Source organism: Streptomyces sp. NPDC003697 (assembly GCF_053587115.1).
In genome coordinates, this window is record NZ_JBSFNN010000037.1 from 1 (window position 1) to 16,038 (window position 16,038).

The 16,038-nt window shown below is 72.5% G+C and carries 12 protein-coding genes and 2 pseudogenes; 3 read left to right on the forward strand and 11 right to left on the reverse strand.

Annotated features, from left to right (window positions below; translation table 11 throughout):
- Positions 1-139 precede the first annotated feature (139 nt).
- From ACWDNY_RS16800 to ACWDNY_RS16810, 3 genes are all read right to left on the reverse strand, one after another.
- Positions 140-2,083, reverse strand: a complete 1,944-nt coding sequence (locus ACWDNY_RS16800) for a S53 family peptidase (RefSeq protein WP_451646500.1) — start codon at positions 2,081-2,083, stop codon at positions 140-142.
- A 201-nt stretch (positions 2,084-2,284) separates the two neighbouring features.
- Positions 2,285-2,911 (reverse strand): DUF305 domain-containing protein, encoded by a 627-nt coding sequence (locus ACWDNY_RS16805; protein ID WP_451646501.1) that lies wholly within the window; start codon positions 2,909-2,911, stop codon positions 2,285-2,287.
- On the reverse strand, positions 2,908-3,582 hold the full coding sequence (locus tag ACWDNY_RS16810) for a DUF3105 domain-containing protein (RefSeq protein ID WP_451646502.1): 675 nt from the start codon (positions 3,580-3,582) through the stop codon (positions 2,908-2,910). The genes ACWDNY_RS16805 and ACWDNY_RS16810 overlap by 4 nt, the downstream gene beginning before the upstream one ends.
- A 97-nt stretch (positions 3,583-3,679) precedes the next feature.
- On the opposite strand from ACWDNY_RS16810, the pseudogene ACWDNY_RS16815 reads away from it, so the two are divergent.
- Positions 3,680-3,970, forward strand: a pseudogene (locus ACWDNY_RS16815) (Rrf2 family transcriptional regulator); the annotation flags it as partial.
- Positions 3,971-4,370: 400 nt separating this feature from the next.
- On the forward strand, positions 4,371-5,732 hold the full coding sequence (gene glnA / locus ACWDNY_RS16820; RefSeq protein ID WP_451646503.1) for a type I glutamate--ammonia ligase: 1,362 nt from the start codon (positions 4,371-4,373) through the stop codon (positions 5,730-5,732).
- A gap of 282 nt (positions 5,733-6,014) precedes the next feature.
- On the opposite strand, the gene ACWDNY_RS16825 is transcribed toward glnA, so the two are convergent.
- The 7 genes and pseudogenes from ACWDNY_RS16825 to ACWDNY_RS16855 form a co-directional block, all read right to left on the reverse strand.
- Positions 6,015-6,680, reverse strand: coding sequence for a hypothetical protein (locus ACWDNY_RS16825; RefSeq protein ID WP_451646504.1), 666 nt, complete (start codon positions 6,678-6,680; stop codon positions 6,015-6,017).
- Entirely contained in the window at positions 6,670-6,879 is a 210-nt protein-coding gene (locus ACWDNY_RS16830) for a hypothetical protein (protein WP_451646505.1), read from the reverse strand. Before ACWDNY_RS16830 ends, ACWDNY_RS16825 begins: the two co-directional genes overlap by 11 nt.
- Before the next feature lie 384 nt (positions 6,880-7,263).
- Positions 7,264-7,380 (reverse strand): annotated as a pseudogene (locus ACWDNY_RS16835) (transcriptional regulator); the annotation flags it as partial.
- A 42-nt stretch (positions 7,381-7,422) separates the two neighbouring features.
- Positions 7,423-8,442 (reverse strand): TolB family protein, encoded by a 1,020-nt coding sequence (locus ACWDNY_RS16840; RefSeq protein WP_451646506.1) that lies wholly within the window; start codon positions 8,440-8,442, stop codon positions 7,423-7,425.
- Positions 8,439-9,932, reverse strand: coding sequence for an MFS transporter (locus ACWDNY_RS16845; protein WP_451646507.1), 1,494 nt, complete (start codon positions 9,930-9,932; stop codon positions 8,439-8,441). Before ACWDNY_RS16845 ends, ACWDNY_RS16840 begins: the two co-directional genes overlap by 4 nt.
- A gap of 1 nt (position 9,933) precedes the next feature.
- The gene (locus ACWDNY_RS16850) at positions 9,934-10,824 is read right to left on the reverse strand and encodes an alkaline phosphatase family protein (RefSeq protein WP_451646508.1); all 891 of its coding nucleotides are present in this window, start codon (positions 10,822-10,824) and stop codon (positions 9,934-9,936) included.
- A gap of 192 nt (positions 10,825-11,016) precedes the next feature.
- Entirely contained in the window at positions 11,017-11,454 is a 438-nt protein-coding gene (locus tag ACWDNY_RS16855) for a VOC family protein (RefSeq protein ID WP_451646509.1), read from the reverse strand.
- Positions 11,455-12,149: 695 nt separating this feature from the next.
- Here ACWDNY_RS16855 and ACWDNY_RS16860 point away from each other — a divergent pair.
- Positions 12,150-15,155, forward strand: coding sequence for a bifunctional [glutamine synthetase] adenylyltransferase/[glutamine synthetase]-adenylyl-L-tyrosine phosphorylase (locus ACWDNY_RS16860; RefSeq protein WP_451646510.1), 3,006 nt, complete (start codon positions 12,150-12,152; stop codon positions 15,153-15,155).
- A gap of 29 nt (positions 15,156-15,184) precedes the next feature.
- Here ACWDNY_RS16860 and ACWDNY_RS16865 read toward each other — a convergent pair whose 3' ends face one another.
- On the reverse strand, positions 15,185-16,036 hold the full coding sequence (locus ACWDNY_RS16865; protein WP_451646511.1) for a phosphatase PAP2 family protein: 852 nt from the start codon (positions 16,034-16,036) through the stop codon (positions 15,185-15,187).
- Positions 16,037-16,038 lie beyond the last annotated feature (2 nt).

Consider the following 16,038-nt stretch of genomic DNA (forward strand, 5'->3'; position numbering starts at 1 on the left):
GCGTAGTCTCTGTGCGGCGGTGGATTGAGCTTGGGGGGGGGCGGGTAACTTAGGTTTGCCCGTTCCCCTGGGTGGTGTATGTGGGGCCCCAGCACCCCACGCCCCCTCCACCGGGTCAGTGGATCACTGACGCCGGTACTCAGTGACGCCGGTACGACTGGACGTAGCCGTTCGCGGGCGAGCCCACGCCGGTGACGTCGTCGTAGCCCTTCACCGCGGACAGCGAGCTGTCCTTGCCGAGGCTGCGGACCGAGGTCGCGAGGCCGTCGGCGGCGTCGAGGCCGTTCACGAAGTCGATCCGGGCGACCGCCAGGCCGGAGCCCGTCGGGTTGTCCGTCACGTCGTGGAAGACGCCCGTCTTGCCGTACTTCGAGTAGATCGCCGGGTTGGCGAACCCGAGCGCCTTGCCGCCGCGAGCCTGCTGCGCGAGGGCCTGCACGCCCGCGATCACGGGCGCCGCCAGCGAGGTGCCGCCGATGCGGTACTCGCTGTACTTCTGCGTCCCGTCCGGGAAGGTCTGCGTCTGGCCGACCCTGAAGCCGGTGTTCGGGTCGGCGATCGCCGCGATGTCCGGGACGACGCGGTTGCCGTCGGCGCTGTGGGCCGTGGCCAGGGCCTTCGGCACGACACCCTTCTGGTAGTACGGCTGCGGCACGGTGCTGCTGGTGCCGCCGCCCGCGCCGGAGGTGAACGCGCCGGGGAAGTTCGCCCAGCTCTTCCCGTCCGCCGACAGCGACGCCTTCTCTGTGCCCCAGCCGGTCTCCCACAGGTACGCGTCGCCCTTGCCGACGGCCAGCGAGGTGCCGCCGACGGCCGTCACCCACGCCGAGTTGGCGGGGGTGTCGACCTGCTTGGTGCCGGTGTTGGCGACCTCGTCGCCGTTGTCGCCGGAGGAGAAGTAGAAGCCGATGCCCTCCACCGCGCCGAACTGGAACACCTGGTCGTAGGCGGCCGCGAGGTCCGGCGTCTGGTTGGCCTCGATGTCGCCCCAGGAGTTGGAGACGATGTCGGCCAGGTGACCGTCGACGATCTTGCTGAGCGAGTCGAGCAGGTCGTCGTCGTAGCAGGAGGCGGCGCCCACGTACGTGATCTGCGCGGCGGGCGCGACCGCGTGCACGGCCTCGACGTCGAGGGTCTCCTCGCCGTACCAGCCGGCGGCTCCGCACTCCTCGGTCCGCGTGTACTTCTTCGGCAGCACCTGGCGCAGCTGGCCGGTCTTCCAGGCGGCGTCGCCGTGCTTCTTGGCGTAGGTGACCGCGTCGTAGGCGATGGTCGGCGAGGCGTACGCGTCGGTGATGGCGATCCGGACGCCCGCGCCGGTGTACTTCCCGGCGCCGTAGGCGGCCCGCAACTGCTTGCCGGTGTAGCCCTGGACGGCGTACGGGACCTTCGTGCCGTACGCGTCCGGCAGCGTGCTCGCGATGTTCGAGCCGTAGTAGGAGGAGAACGGCCCGGCGTTCTTGAACACGGCGTCCGGCGGCGGCAGCTGGTCCTTGTGGCTCGCCCTGTGCGGGGCGTTGTCCAGGCCGGTGACGGTCAGGACGGCGCCCTTCAGCTCCTCGGGCACCGAGGCCGTCGTCGCCGGAGCCCGGTAGGTCTTCGAGCCCTTGGCGTAGTTGTGCAGCTGGGTGCCGAACGCCTTCTCGGCGGCGGCCACGTCACCCGTGACGGCGACGTAGTGCGCCGTGACGGCGGTGACCTCCAGACCGGCCGACTTCAGCCACGACTTCACCGCCGCCACCTGGGCCTTGGTCGCACCGAAGCGCGCCCGCGCCGCGTCGTCGCTCAGATACCGGCCGTACGAGGCCGAGTTCGGGTCGGACACGGCGCGGGCGTACGCGGCGAGACCGGCGGCGTCGCGGCCGGCCAGGTATACCCGAGCGGTGACCTGGGCGCTGTCGGAGGCCGCGCCCTTGTCCGCCCTGGCCGTGGCCCACGCGGGCCTGGTGCCCGAGAGGACGTCCCGGCCCGGGTGGTCCGCGGCGTGCGCCGCGGGTATGCCGAGTGCCAGCGCACCGGCGAGCATCGGCAGCGTCGCCGCCAGGCTCACTCCGGCGCGCAGCACGGCGCGATTGGATTGCATAGAGGAACCCCCTGGGATGCGGTTCACATGGCACGCGCAGCGCGTGCTCCGTCGTCGGTGACCCGCGTAGAGCCGGCGGCGGCAAGGCCCCAGGAAGGATCACGCGACGGGGGCCACTCTTTCTCTGAACCGTTCATGCCAGGGGAATGGACAAGCCAAGAGAAGACCAAGAAACCGATGTTCTGGGCGAATTGAGGCGCCCTAACGCGGTCCCGCGCCCCGCTGCTTGAGCATGTCGGCCATGAGCCGCATCTCCGACCGCTGCGCCTCGACCATGCCCCGCGCGAGCCTCTTCTCCGCGCCGACGGTGCACCGGGCGACACAGCCCTCGGCCATGTGGACGCCGCCCCGGTGATGGTCCGTCATGAGCTGGAGGTAGAACACCTCGGCCTGCCGGCCGTTCAGCCGGCCCAGCCTCGCCATCTCCGCGTCGGTCGCCATGCCGGGCATCAGCGCGCCGTCCTCGCCGGCGGGCGTGTCACCCATGCCCATCCAGGTCATCGGCGGATCAGCCGACACCTTCGGCAGCTCCCACAGGTCCAGCCAACCCAGCAGCATGCCGCGCTGGTTGGCCTGCGTCTGCGCGATGTCGTAGGCCAGACGGCGCACTTCGGCGTCGCCGGTGCGGTCGCGCACGAGGTACGACATCTCCACCGCCTGCTGATGGTGGACGGCCATGTCACGGGCGAAACCGGCGTCCGCCGACTCCGCGGCGGGCGTCGTGCTCCGCGGGCCGCCGCCGTCCTCGGCGACCGCGTAGGTGAGGGCACCCGCCGCCACGAGCGCGGCCGCGGCGGCACCGGCGATCCGGAGGGCGGGCCGACTCACTTCATCGTCCCGCCGGTGCACGGGGCGCCCTGCTCCGGTGTCTGCCGGCCCTGGACGTAGGTGGCCAAGAATCGGTCGACGGCCGGGTCGTCGGCGCTCTTCACGGTGCGCTGGTGTCCCCACGCGGACAGCATGAGCGGGGCGGCCTGGTTCTCGTACGGGCTCATCAGCGTGTACGGGGTCTTCCTCACCTTGGCCGCGAGCGCGTCCACGTCGGTCTTGGCCGCCTTGCCGGTGTAGGTGACCCAGACGGCGCCGTGCTCCAGCGAGTGCACGGCGTTCTCGTTCCTGACGGGCCCGGTGTAGACGTCGCCGTCGCAGTTCAGCCACACGGGGTGGTGGTTGCCGCCCACGGGCGGCCGCATCGGGTACGACACCGGCGTGGTGACGTGCGTGCGCGCCAGTTCGCCCGTCCAGGACCGCACGCCGTCCGCGCCGGTGGCGAAGTGGCCCGAGTCGCCGTCGCCCTTGCCGCCGTCGCTCGCGGCGTCCTCGCCGTGGGACCCGCCCCTCACCAGGACCACGCCGCCGGCGACGAGGCCGGCGACGACGACCACGCTCGCCGCGATCAGCAGGGCCCGGTTACGCCGCTGCCGGGCGCGCTCGGCGCGCCGCACCTCCTCCATGTGCGCCTTGCGCTGCTCGGTGCCGGTCTGGTGCGCGGAGCCCATGGCGTGTCCTTCGGGGAGGTGAGGGGGCGGACGGGTGCGCTGATGGTAGTGGGAGGGGGGAGGCCGTGCGTAGAGCGGGCACGGACGCCGGCGGACCGAACTCACCCGCACGGGCCCGCTCACCGCCCGGCGCGGTCGGGGCGGTGGACTGGCGCTCACGGGAGCCGGCCCCGGGGGGTCGGTCGGCGCGGTGGTCCGCGCGTTCGAGGGGGACGGCGGCGTCGTCGACTACCAGGGCAGCCCCCCTCCCTGCCCGCTGAGGAGGGCGTGCCGGCTGCGGGGAGCCCTGCGCCGGGCCCAGGAGGCGTTCTACGCGTCGCTGGGCCCGCTCACCGTGACTGACATGGTGGCCGACCCGACGGGACCGGTGCTGCTCGGTATCTCCCGGGCGTGCGCCGTGGCCCCTGGCCCCTGGACCGCCGGGGGACGGGACAGCTCGGACGCGGGAAAGCCCCGGAGCCGTGGAGCTCCGGGTTTCGCCGAGCGGTCGGGAAACCGGCCCAGCCCTGTGCCGGCCAGAGGTCCGGCCGGAACACCTCGCAGTGGATGTCCGCCGGGGCGACGCCCTTCTTGCTCACGGCCGGCCGTTACGCACGGCCGTCCGAGCAGGCAAGATGGACGGCACAAGCGGTACACCCGCCGGACGCGGGACGTTCGGGCCGTGGACGGCCGGGCGAACCGGATACGCAACACGCATGAAATGGTGTTGTGGTGGGATGCTCAGGTCCCGACCGCCTCCCGCGCACCGGAGGCAGGCGGCCTGACCAGCACAGATGAGGAAGCGGACTATGGACAAGCAGCAGGAGTTCGTGCTCCGGACGTTGGAGGAGCGCGACATCCGGTTCGTACGGCTGTGGTTCACGGACGTGCTGGGCTTCCTCAAGTCCGTGGCCGTGGCACCGGCCGAGCTGGAGCAGGCCTTCGACGAGGGCATCGGCTTCGACGGCTCCGCCATCGAGGGCTTCGCACGGGTCTACGAGTCCGACATGATCGCCAAGCCGGACCCGTCGACCTTCCAGGTGCTGCCCTGGCGCGCCGAGGCCCCCGGCACCGCGCGCATGTTCTGCGACATCCTGATGCCGGACGGCTCCCCGTCCTTCGCCGACCCGCGCTACGTCCTCAAACGCGCCCTGGCCAAGACCTCCGACCTGGGCTTCACCTTCTACGCCCACCCGGAGATCGAGTTCTTCCTGCTGAAGGACAAGCCCGTCGACGGCAGCCGGCCGACACCCGCCGACAACTCCGGCTACTTCGACCACACCCCGCAGAACGTGGGCATGGACTTCCGACGCCAGGCCATCACCATGCTGGAGTCGATGGGCATCTCGGTGGAGTTCTCCCACCACGAGGGCGCGCCGGGCCAGCAGGAGATCGACCTGCGCTACGCCGACGCCCTGTCCACCGCCGACAACATCATGACGTTCCGCCTGGTCATGAAGCAGGTGGCGCTGGAGCTGGGCGTGCAGGCCACCTTCATGCCGAAGCCGTTCTCGGAGTACCCCGGCAGTGGCATGCACACGCATCTGTCCCTTTTCGAGGGCGACCGCAACGCCTTCTACGAGTCGGGGGGCGAGTACCAGCTCTCCAAGGTCGGCCGCTCCTTCATCGCGGGCCTGCTGCGGCACGCGGCGGAGATCTCCGCGGTCACCAACCAGTGGGTGAACTCCTACAAGCGCATCTGGGGCGGCTCCGAGCGCACCGCCGGCGCGGGGGGCGAGGCACCCTCGTACATCTGCTGGGGGCACAACAACCGCTCCGCCCTGGTCCGGGTGCCGATGTACAAGCCGGGCAAGACGGGCTCGGCGCGGGTCGAGGTGCGCTCCCTGGACTCCGGGGCGAACCCGTACCTGTCCTACGCGGTCCTGCTGGCCGCCGGCCTCAAGGGCATCGAGGAGGGCTACGAGCTGCCGCCGGGGGCCGAGGACGACGTCTGGGCCCTCTCCGACGCCGAGCGCCGCGCGCTGGGCATCGAACCCCTCCCGCAGAACCTCGGCGAGGCCCTGGACCTCATGCAGCGCAGCGACCTGGTCGCCGAGACCCTCGGCGAACACGTCTTCGACTTCTTCCTGCGCAACAAGAAGCAGGAGTGGGAGGCCTACCGCTCGGAGGTCACGGCGTTCGAGCTGAAGAACCTGCTGCCAGTGCTGTAGTCGCAGGTCAGGACGGGTGCCTGCCTACATGACGGGAGAGGTTGACGGTCGCCGACTGGCAGCCCCACCGCATCTCCTGGCCTCTGGGTCGTCCTCGGGCCGTCGGACGGACTACTTCGCTGTCGCCCGACACGGCGAACAACTCGCCATTCACACTCAGATGCATGGGCAGCGCCCCGTCCGTGGCCGTCCTCAGGACCCTTGCCGGCTCGCCGTCGACTATTGCACCGAACGAAAGCCCCGGGCCCTATGCCCGCCCGGGGCACCTTCTGAGCGTCGCTACTAATTCGAGATGCCGTAACGGTCTACGAACTTCGCGACAGCGTCGGGGTCGCGGCGCATCGCGGCCCACAGTTGGTTCCGACGGAAGTTCTCCCGTCCGGTCTCCAGGATCTTCTCGTAGCCGTCCCGCGCCTCCACCAGACGCTCGACTACCAGGAACTCGATGATGTCCTCAAGGCAGGGCCGGAAGCGTTTGCCGCCCACAGGAAAGTGCAGTTGCGAGAACGACCGGCCGACATCCGTCCTTGGGTCGTTCAGCGTGCTGAACAGCTCCGACGCGCCGTACACCTGTAGATGGGCATCCGGGTAGCCGTCCGCCTTGTCGCGTTCGTAGTCGTAGTGGAAGAGGCCGTGCTTGGCAGCTTGCGACCCGAACACCCCGAAGAACGACTTGTGGACCATCAAATGCTCGCGCTCGGCGTCCAGGCGCAGCTGGAAGCTGATGTCCATCCACATCTCGACCTTCGGCGCCCTGGGCTTCAACGGGAACCGCTGCGCCGTCATCGTCGTCTTGTCGATCAGATGTCCGAGCGCGAAAAGACGGTCGTCGCCCATGGAGAGCGCGACCGCCTTCATCTGGATGTAGTTCGCGATAGTGCAGTTCAGGAGACTCTGGATCTCCTTGGCGAATCTGTTCGTCTGGTCACGAAGCTTGTCAGAGATCAAGTGCGCCGCCGATGGATACCCATAGTGATTGGGCCTGCGCCGAGTCGAAGTCACGGCGGGCCGCCATGTCGCGGAGTTGCTTGTAGGTCAGACCGAGCCGGTCCAGCGCCGCGTAGGCGGCCTCACGGAACTCCTCCTCGGACAGTTCAGTGACGACGTCGTCGTCGTGGTCCGAAGTCCTCTGCTCTTGGATGGTCATCTGAATCAGCCCCTACCCCCCAGTAGCTTCTGCGACGCTGACAGTGTCCCTCATGGGTCTGACACTGTTGCCTGCGTCACCCGCACCTCGCTATCGGTATGCCCCAATCGGTCGAAGATTTACCTGCGAACGGGTGATCAGCACCGTCAAGGGATGACAAACAGTCACCGGATGAACACGGACAAGCGGGCATCAGTCCACGGCGGCTCGCCGCCCGCTGCCTCAGTGGCCCGACGCTGGATCTTCGGAGAACGCCAACTCGCCGCGCAGTGGTACCTGGAGTCTTCTCCTGGACTTGGGGGTGCATGGAGTGGGCTATGAGCGACGACCACGCCACACTTGTTGCGACTCAGGCTGGCGCTGCAGGCGTCAATCGGCTGAGGTCGAGAACGCTCCGTCGGAGCGTCCCACCGCGGACCCGTCGGGGAACTTGAGCACTTCGATCAACCCACCTGTGCCGACGTGGTCCTCGCAGTCGGTCGGCAGCACCTGAATCGACAGCGCGGTATCTCGGCGAAGGCCTGCGGGGGGCGGCCGAGTGCTTCAGGGCACGAACGCCGGGGACACCGCCGCCGCGCTGATGCGGTGCGGCTTTACCGTGCCGTCGGCCGGGACCTCGTACAGGTCCGCGCCGTAATCGCCGGGGAGGGCGTAGACCAGCGTGCGGTCGTCGCGCCACAGGGCCTGGTCGTCCACGCTGCGCGGTTCGGCCAGAGCCGTCTCGCGCAGGGTGCGCAGGTCGAGGACGTACAGGCGCCACGGGGCGTCCTTCGGGAGGCCCGCGACCCGCTTCTTGAAGGCGATGCGCGTGCCGTCGGGGGACAGGGACGGGCACTCCACGTTCGTCCGCACCGTGCTGACCGTGCGCGTCCGCAGGTCGCCGCGGACCAGGTACGTCCGTCCCCTCGTCGCCAGGGTGGCGTAGAACGTGCGGTCGTCCGCGGCGAACGTCACGCCCCAGAAGTTGACGTCGGGGGAGGTGTAGGGGCGGCCGTCCCTGACGATGCGGAACTCTTCCAGGGACGGGATCAGCCGGCCCGTCCTGACGTCGGCGATCGCCGCCCGCGTGGAGAAGTCCGTCCCCGCGTACGAGTCACCGCCGACGAACGCCGTCCAGGCCGCGAAGTGGCCGCTCGGGGAGACCCGGGCGCGGGAGGGGATCCCCGGAACGGCGTAGCGGGCCTTCTCCTTCAGGTGCGCGTCGAGGACCAGCGCGCGGTAGGTGTCCGAGACCGCGCCGTGCACGGCCTGGAGGCACACCCCCGTGCCCGCCGCGGCGTGGAAGCGCAGGCACCTGACGCCCGAAGCGGTGCGTGGGCCCGACGGGTCGGCGGCCGGGACCGTCGTCAGTTCGTCGCGGTGCGGGCCCCAGGCCATGCTGCGGAACACCATCCGGCCGGGTTCCGTCAGGGTCACCCGTCCCGCGGTGACCCGCGGACCGCCCGGCTGCGTCCGGTTCCGGCGGTCCGCCCGCGCCGAGGCGTGCAGGACGGAGGCGACCCCGACGGCCGCCAGCAGGGCGACGACCGACACGAGGACCAGGATGCGCGCGTGTACCGTCACTTCTCGTCCTTCCCGGCGCCCGCGGCCGCTTCCCGTCGTTCCCCTGCGACGCCTGCCGGGCGCAGGCGCAGGGAGAACGCCGCGCACACCACCAGTGCCACCGTCGACGCCGTGAGCGCCACGCGGTCGCCCCACACCGTCCACGCCGCGCCGAACCCCAGGGAACAGGCGAACCGCGCCAGCGCCTGGCCCGTCTGCACCAGCGCCAGGCCCGACGAGCGCAGTTCCTCCGGGACGCACTCGGAGGCCGCCGCCATCAGCACGCCGTCCGTCGCCGCGTAGAAGCCGCCGTGCAGCAGAAGGACGACGTACGGCAGCGCCGTGCCGTGGAAGGAGCCGAGCAGCAGCGCGTACACCGTCAGCAGCGCTCCGTGGCCCGCCAGGAACACGCGCCGGCGGCCGATCCGGTCCGCCAGTCGACCGAGCGGCACCGCCAGCAGCAGGAACGCGGCCGCCGTGCCCAGCGGCAGCAGCGCGAACCAGCGGTCGGGGACCCCGAGGCGCCGCTGCAGCAGCAGGTACACGAAGGAGTCGCTGACCGTTGCCAGGCCCAGCAGCGCCGCACAGACAGCGATCCGGCGCAGGTCGCCCCGGTGCAGCAGGGCAACGGCGGCCCGGAGGGTGGGGCGTCCGGACGGCCGCGGCGACCCTGGCCGCTGCGGGGGCGGGGTGCGGTCCGGCGCGGTGCCACCCAGCTCGACCGGCCGTGTCGGCTGCGTCCGCCCAGCAGAAGGGACGGCCCCGCGCGGCCGTGTCGGCCGCGTCCGCCCCGAAGGGAGGGCTCCGGACGGGCGCGCCGTGCCGCCGGGGACGAAGAGGACCAGGACCAGCACGCCCGCCACCGCCACGCAGAAGCTCACCGTGAACACCGCGTCGTAGCCGTCGACCGTCGCACGCAGGATCAGGAAGGCCGCCAGCGGCCCGAGCAGCGCGCCCGCCGTGTCCATCGCGCGGTGCACGCCGAAGGCGCGGCCGCGGGTCTCCGGGCTGCTCGACAGGGAGATCAGCGCGTCGCGGGGCGCGGTGCGCAGGCCCTTGCCGGTGCGGTCGGCCGCCAGGACCAGGCCGATGGGCGTCAGGGAGTGCGCGATCAGCAGCAGAGGTTTGCACAGCGCCGAGGTGCCGTAGCCGAGGGCCGCCACCCACTTGTGACGGCCCCCGCCCCGGTCGGCCAGGTGGCCGCCGGCCAGGCGGACGAGGGCCGAGAAGCCGTTGTAGACGCCGTCCAGCAGGCCGAAGCCCAAAGGGGACAGGCCGAGTCCGGCCACCAGGTACAGCGGCAGCACCGCCGTCACCATCTCCGAGGAGACGTCGGTGACCAGGCTGACCGTGCCCAGCGCGAGGACCGTGGGGGCGACCGCGGCGCGGCGCCGCCCGGCGAGGGGCCGGACGGCGCCTGCCGGGGACGCCGGGGCGCCGGACGGGGGCGCCCCCTGCCCGGTCGGGCCGGGCGGCGCGGGGGAGTGCGCGCGGCTGTCCGCTACGTACACGTCACGACGCCCAGATGCCGGTGATGTCCTTGGCGGAGGCCGCGTTGCCCGCGTGGGTGGTCAGGCCCTGCGTGTCCTCCAGGGTGCGCAGCAGGTCGTAGTGGTTGTACGTCGTGGCGGAGCTGGAGCCCGCCGCGACCGGCTGCCCGTACAGCACCGTCGGGATGCGGTTGCCGCTGAGCCGGTTGTCCTCGTCGAAGGTGACGACGAGCAGGCTGTTGTGGGACTTTGCCCAGGTGGCGTAGCCGCTGAGTTCGTTCTTCAGCCAGGTGTCGCCGGTGGACACCGAGCAGTCGTGCATGTCGCTGCACAGGTCGGGGACCACGAAGGACATCCGCGGCAGCGTCGAGTAGTCGGTGGGGAACTGCGCCATCGTCCTGGCGGTGGAGGTGGGGACGTTGGCGAAGCCGAACCACGGGTTGTGCTTGCGGGCGTAGGTGCCGCTGCTGCACGTCGTCGAGCCTTGGGCCGGCAGCGACTCGTTGTAGCTCGCCCAGCTGCGGCCGGCGGCGATCAGCTCGGAGGCCAGGTTGGGGGCCGAGGAGAAGCCGGGGGTGTAGCAGCTGTCGTCGGTGATGCCCTGGGTGGAGCCGGAGAACATCGCGAAGTAGTTCGGCTGGCTCGGGTGGGTCTCGGCGTACGACTGGGTGAGGTCGGCGCCGCCGGACTTCAGCGAGTTGATGTACGGGGCGCTTGCGGAGCCGATCACCTGGCTGTAGGCGTGGTTCTCGAAGACCACGACGACCACGTGGTCCGGGGTCGGCACCCCGGTCGCGGCCTGCGCGGCCGAGCCGGCGCCGAGGCCGGTCCACAGACCGACGGCGACGGCCGCCAGGGCGGTGGCGGACGCCAGGGCGGCGCGGCCGCGGCGAAGGACGGAACTGCCGGACACATCAGCCTCCAGGGGCGGGCGAGGGGCGGAACGGGAGAACGGGAGTGGCTGTACGGGGAGAGCATGCACACGCCAAGGGTTCGCCGGCCCACGCCGTCCGCCCCGGTGGGTGAAGACCGGATGAACTGTCGGGAGGCGACGCCGGCCGAAGCGCCGGGAGAAGCGGTCGGCCGCCGGTCGGCCCCCGGCGGCCTACCGCCCCGCGGCCAGCTCGGCGAGCAACCGGTGCAGCGGCTCGGCCGCCCGGCGCCGGTACTCCTGGATCGCCCAGCTGTTGCCGTCGGGGTCCTGGAAGTACAGGAACGTGCCGCCGTCCTGCGGTGAGAGCGCCCGCGGCTCGGTGACGTCAAGACCGCGCGAGGTCAGCTCCTCGTAGGCGACCTTCGCGTCGGCCACGCACAGCTGCATCCCGTGATAGGTCCCCGGCCGGGGGTTCCCCGTGGGCCTGTCGAGTCCGTGGGCGAGCGCGATCGAACAGCCCGAGCCCGGCGGCGTCAGCTGGACGATGCGCACGCCCGGCATCACCTCGCCGTCGAAGTCCACGTGGAATCCGACTCTGTCGCGGTAGAACTCCTTGGCCCGGTCGACGTCGGCGACCGGCAGCGGGATCACTTCCAGCGTCATCTCCATGGCTGACTCCCTCGTCGGTGTGTCCCCGGACCCGCCCGCCGCGCGCGGCGAACCGTCGGCGGGTCCGGCCGGGCGGCTCATCACCACCGAAGCGGACAACAGTGGGCGGCGCCACCGCAGGCGACCGGCCGGGCGGCCGGCGCCCCGGGCCTGGTCCCACGCGGCGCCGCCACCGGCGACCGGCGGCCCTGCCGGGCGCACCGCATCGACCGCCCTGGACCAGACCTGGCCCCACCCGGGGACCTGGGCGGCCCTGGACCAGACCTGGCCCCACCCGGGGCCCAGGGTCAGGCTCGCCCCACGTCCCCACCCACCGCAGGCGATAGGCCCGGCCCCGGCCCGACCCCGGTCCCCAACCGACCCCGACTCGGGCCGGCCTCGGCCCGGGCTCGGATCCGGCCCCGGGCCGTGCTCGGGCTCGGGGCTCGGATTCGGCCAGGGCACCACCCGCTGAAGATGGCCCCCGCCCCCGCTCCGGCTGCGCGGCAGACGCCCGGCCCCGCCACGCGGCGGGCCCCCGCGCCGCCGCGCGGCAGGAGCACGCCCCGGCCCGTGCCGCCGTGTGGCATGAGCACGCCCCCGCCCCCGCTCCGGTTACGCGGCAGGCGCCCGGCCCCGCCCCCCGGCAGGCGCCCCCCGCCGGGCTCTGCGGCTAGGCTCTGGCCAGGACGCACCTGATCCGACGGGAGGCCGGGATGACGGCGCCGGGGCGCAGAAGCAGTACCTTCACACGGCTGCTGCGGCACGGCTTCACGGAAGCCGCCGCAGCCGAGCGGCTCCTCGAGACCCCGGAACTCGCGCCCGTGCGGAACGACCCCGTGCTGCTGGAGGCGCTGGGGGCGACCGCCGACCCGGACCTCGCGCTCGGCGGTCTGGTCCGGCTGCTGGAGGCCCAGCCCGACGCGACGGCCCGGCGGGAACTGCTCGACACGCTGATAGCGGCCAAGCCGCTGCGCGACCGGCTGCTCGGCGTCCTCGGCGCGTCCGCCGCGCTCGGCGACCACCTCGCCCGGCACACCGGCGACTGGCAGGCGCTCGTCACCTACGAGCCGCACGACCTGCACCCCGGTCTGGAGGAGTTCGAGCGCGGGCTCGCCGGGGCCGACGACCCGGTGTCGCTGCGCGTGGCCTACCGGCGCTGCCTGCTGTCCATCGCCGCCCGCGACGTGTGCGGCACCATCGACGTCGCCCAGACCGCCGCCGAGCTCGCCGACCTCGCCACCGCCACCCTGCGCGCCGCGCTCCGCATCGCCCGTGAGGCCGCGCCCGAGGACGCCGCGGCCTGCCGGCTCGCCGTCATCGCGATGGGCAAGTGCGGCGGCCACGAGCTGAACTACCTGTCCGACGTCGACGTCATCTTCGTCGGCGAGCCCGCCGGGAACGGCGACGGCACCGACGAGGCCGAGGCGCTGCGCGCCGCGACCCGGCTCGCCGCGCACCTGATGCGGATCTGCTCCGAGACCACCGTCGAGGGCTCCATCTGGCCCGTCGACGCCAACCTGCGCCCCGAGGGCCGCAACGGCCCGCTGGTGCGCACGCTCAGCAGCCATGTCGCCTACTACCAGCGCTGGGCCAAGACCTGGGAGTTCCAGGCGCTGCTCAAGGCCCGCCCGGTGGCCGGCGACCTGGAGCTCGGCGAGGACTACGTCCGCGCCGTGGACCCCCTGGTCTGGCAGGCCGCCGAGCGCGAGAACTTCGTCGCCGACGTGCAGAAGATGCGCCGCCGCGTCGTGGCGAACATCCCCGCCGCGGAGCTCGAACGGGAGCTGAAGCTCGGCCCGGGCGGCCTGCGGGACGTCGAGTTCGCCGTCCAGCTGCTGCAGTTGGTGCACGGCCGCACCGACGTCTCCCTGCGCAGCGGCACCACCCTGGACGCGCTGAAGGCCCTGGCGGCGGGCGGCTACATCGGGCGCGCCGACGCCGTGCAGCTGGAGGACGCCTACCGCTTCCTGCGCTCCATGGAGCACCGTATCCAGCTGCACCGGCTGCGTCGCACCCACCTGCTGCCCGAGGAGGAGGCCGACCTGCGCCGCCTCGGGCGCTCCCTGGGTCTGCGCACCGAACCGGTCGCGGAGCTGACCCGCGAGTGGCGGCGGCACTCGAGCGTCGTACGGCGCCTGCACGAGAAGCTGTTCTACCGCCCACTGCTCGACGCGTTCGCCCAGCTCGCCCCCGGCGAGGCCCGGCTCAGGCCGGAGGCGGCCCGCGAGCGGCTGGTCGCCCTCGGCTACGCCGACCCGGCCGCGGCCCTGCGCCACCTGGAGGCGCTCGCCTCCGGCGTCACCCGGAAGGCCGCCATCCAGCGGACCCTCCTGCCGGTGCTGCTGGGCTGGTTCGCGGACTCCGCCGACCCGGACGCGGGTCTGCTGAACTTCCGCAAGGTGTCCGACGCGCTTGGCAGGACGCCCTGGTACCTGCGGCTGCTGCGCGACGAGGGCGCCGCGGCGGAGAACCTGGCGCGCGTGCTGTCGGCGGGCCGGCTCGCCCCCGACCTGCTGATGCGGGCGCCGGAGGCCGTGGCGCTGCTCGGCGACGGCGACGGCGGCGGACTCCAGCCGCGCGGGCGGGCCCACCTGGAGCAGGAGACCCTCGCCGCCGTCGGCCGCGCGGGCAGCGCCGAGCAGGCGGTCACGGCCGCGCGCGGGGTGCGGCGCCGGGAGCTGTTCCGGATCGCCGCCGCCGACATCGTCGGCTCCTACGGCACCGAGGCGCAGCCGGCCGAGGCCGACCAGGGCGCGCTCGTGGACCGGGTCGGCGGCGCGGTGTCGGACCTGACGGCTGCGACGCTGGCGGGGACGCTGCGGGCGGTGGTGCGCGAGGGCTGGGGCGAGACGCTGCCGACCCGGTTCGCCGTCATCGGCATGGGGCGCTTCGGCGGGCACGAGCTGGGCTACGGCTCCGACGCGGACGTGCTGTTCGTGCACGAGCCGCAGGACGGCGTCGATGAGCGGGAGGCGGCCGAGGCGGCGAACCGGGTCGTCGCCGAGATGCGGCGCCTGCTGCAGATCCCGAGCGCGGATCCGCCGCTGCTCATCGACGCGGGCCTGCGGCCCGAGGGCAAGTCGGGGCCGCTGGTGCGGACGCTGAAGTCGTACGAGGCCTACTACCGGCGCTGGTCGCTGGTGTGGGAGTCGCAGGCGCTGCTGCGGGCCGAGCCCGTCGCCGGCGACGAGGACCTGGGGCGCCGGTTCGTGGAGCTGGTCGATCCGCTGCGGTATCCCGCACGCGGGCTCGACGAGGACGCGGTGCGGGAGATCCGGCGGCTGAAGGCGCGGATGGAGTCCGAGCGGCTGCCGCGCGGCGCCGATCCCAAGCTGCACACCAAGCTGGGGCCGGGTGGGCTGTCCGACGTCGAGTGGACGGTGCAGCTGCTGCAGATGCGGCACGGGGCGGGGCAGCCGGCGCTGCGGACGACGCGGACCCGGGCGGCGCTGGCGGCGGCGCGGGAGGCCGGGCTGCTGTCGCAGGAGGACGCCGCGGTCCTCGACGAGGCGTGGGTGCTGGCGACGCGGGTGCGCAACGCGGTGATGCTCGTGCGGGGGCGGGCGGGAGACACGTTCCCCACCGAGCCGCGGGACCTGGCGGCGGTGGGGCGGTACCTGGGATACGGGCCGGGGCACGTGGGGGAGATGCTGGACGACTACCGCCGCACGGCCCGCCGGGCCCGGACGGTCGTGGAAGAGCTGTTCTACGGCGGCTGACGGGCCGGGCCCGCGCCGCGCCGGGGGGCTTACGCCCGGGTGGGCAGCGCGGTCCGCGGCGGTGCGACGGGGCGGGGCAGGGCGTGCGGGAGCGCGCCGTACCAGACGAACGCCACTATGAAGCCGAACACCAGGCACAGCACACCGCCCACGGCGTCCAGCCAGAAGTGGTTGGCGGTGGCGACGATGACCACGAGGGTCGCCGCCGGGTACACCAGCGCCAGCACCCGCACCCACGGCACGGTCGCCAGCGCGCACACGGTCACACCGCACCACAGCGACCAGCCGATGTGCATCGACGGCATCGCCGCGTACTGGTTGGACATGTGCTTCAGGTCGCCGGAGGCCATCGAGCCCCACGTCCGGTGGACCTGGACGGTGTCGACGAACCCGCCGCCGGTCATCAGCCGCGGCGGGGCCAGCGGGAACAGGTAGTAGCCGGCCAGGGCGACACCCGTCGTCGCGAACAGCGCCAGCCGGGCCGCCGCGTAGCGTCCGGGATGGCCGCGGTAGAGCCACACGAGCACGGCGAGCGTCACCGCGAAGTGCAGGGTGGCGTAGTAGTAGTTCATCCCGACGATCAGCCAGGTCACCGAATCGGCCGCGTGGTTGACGGATCGTTCGACGGCGATGCCGAGCGCGTGCTCCGTGTGCCAGATCCAGGAGGCGTTGCGCAGGGCCTCGGTCCGCTGCTCGGGGACCGCGTTGCGGATCAGCGAGTACGTCCAGTAACTCACCGCGATCAGCAGAACCTCGACCCACAGCCGGGGCCGGCCGGGCGTGCGCAGCCGGTGCGGGACGCTTCGCCCGGCTTCCTCCGTGACCGGGTGCGGAACGGCCTCTTCGGGGCCTTCCGGTCGCGTCACGGTCGTCTCACCCATGG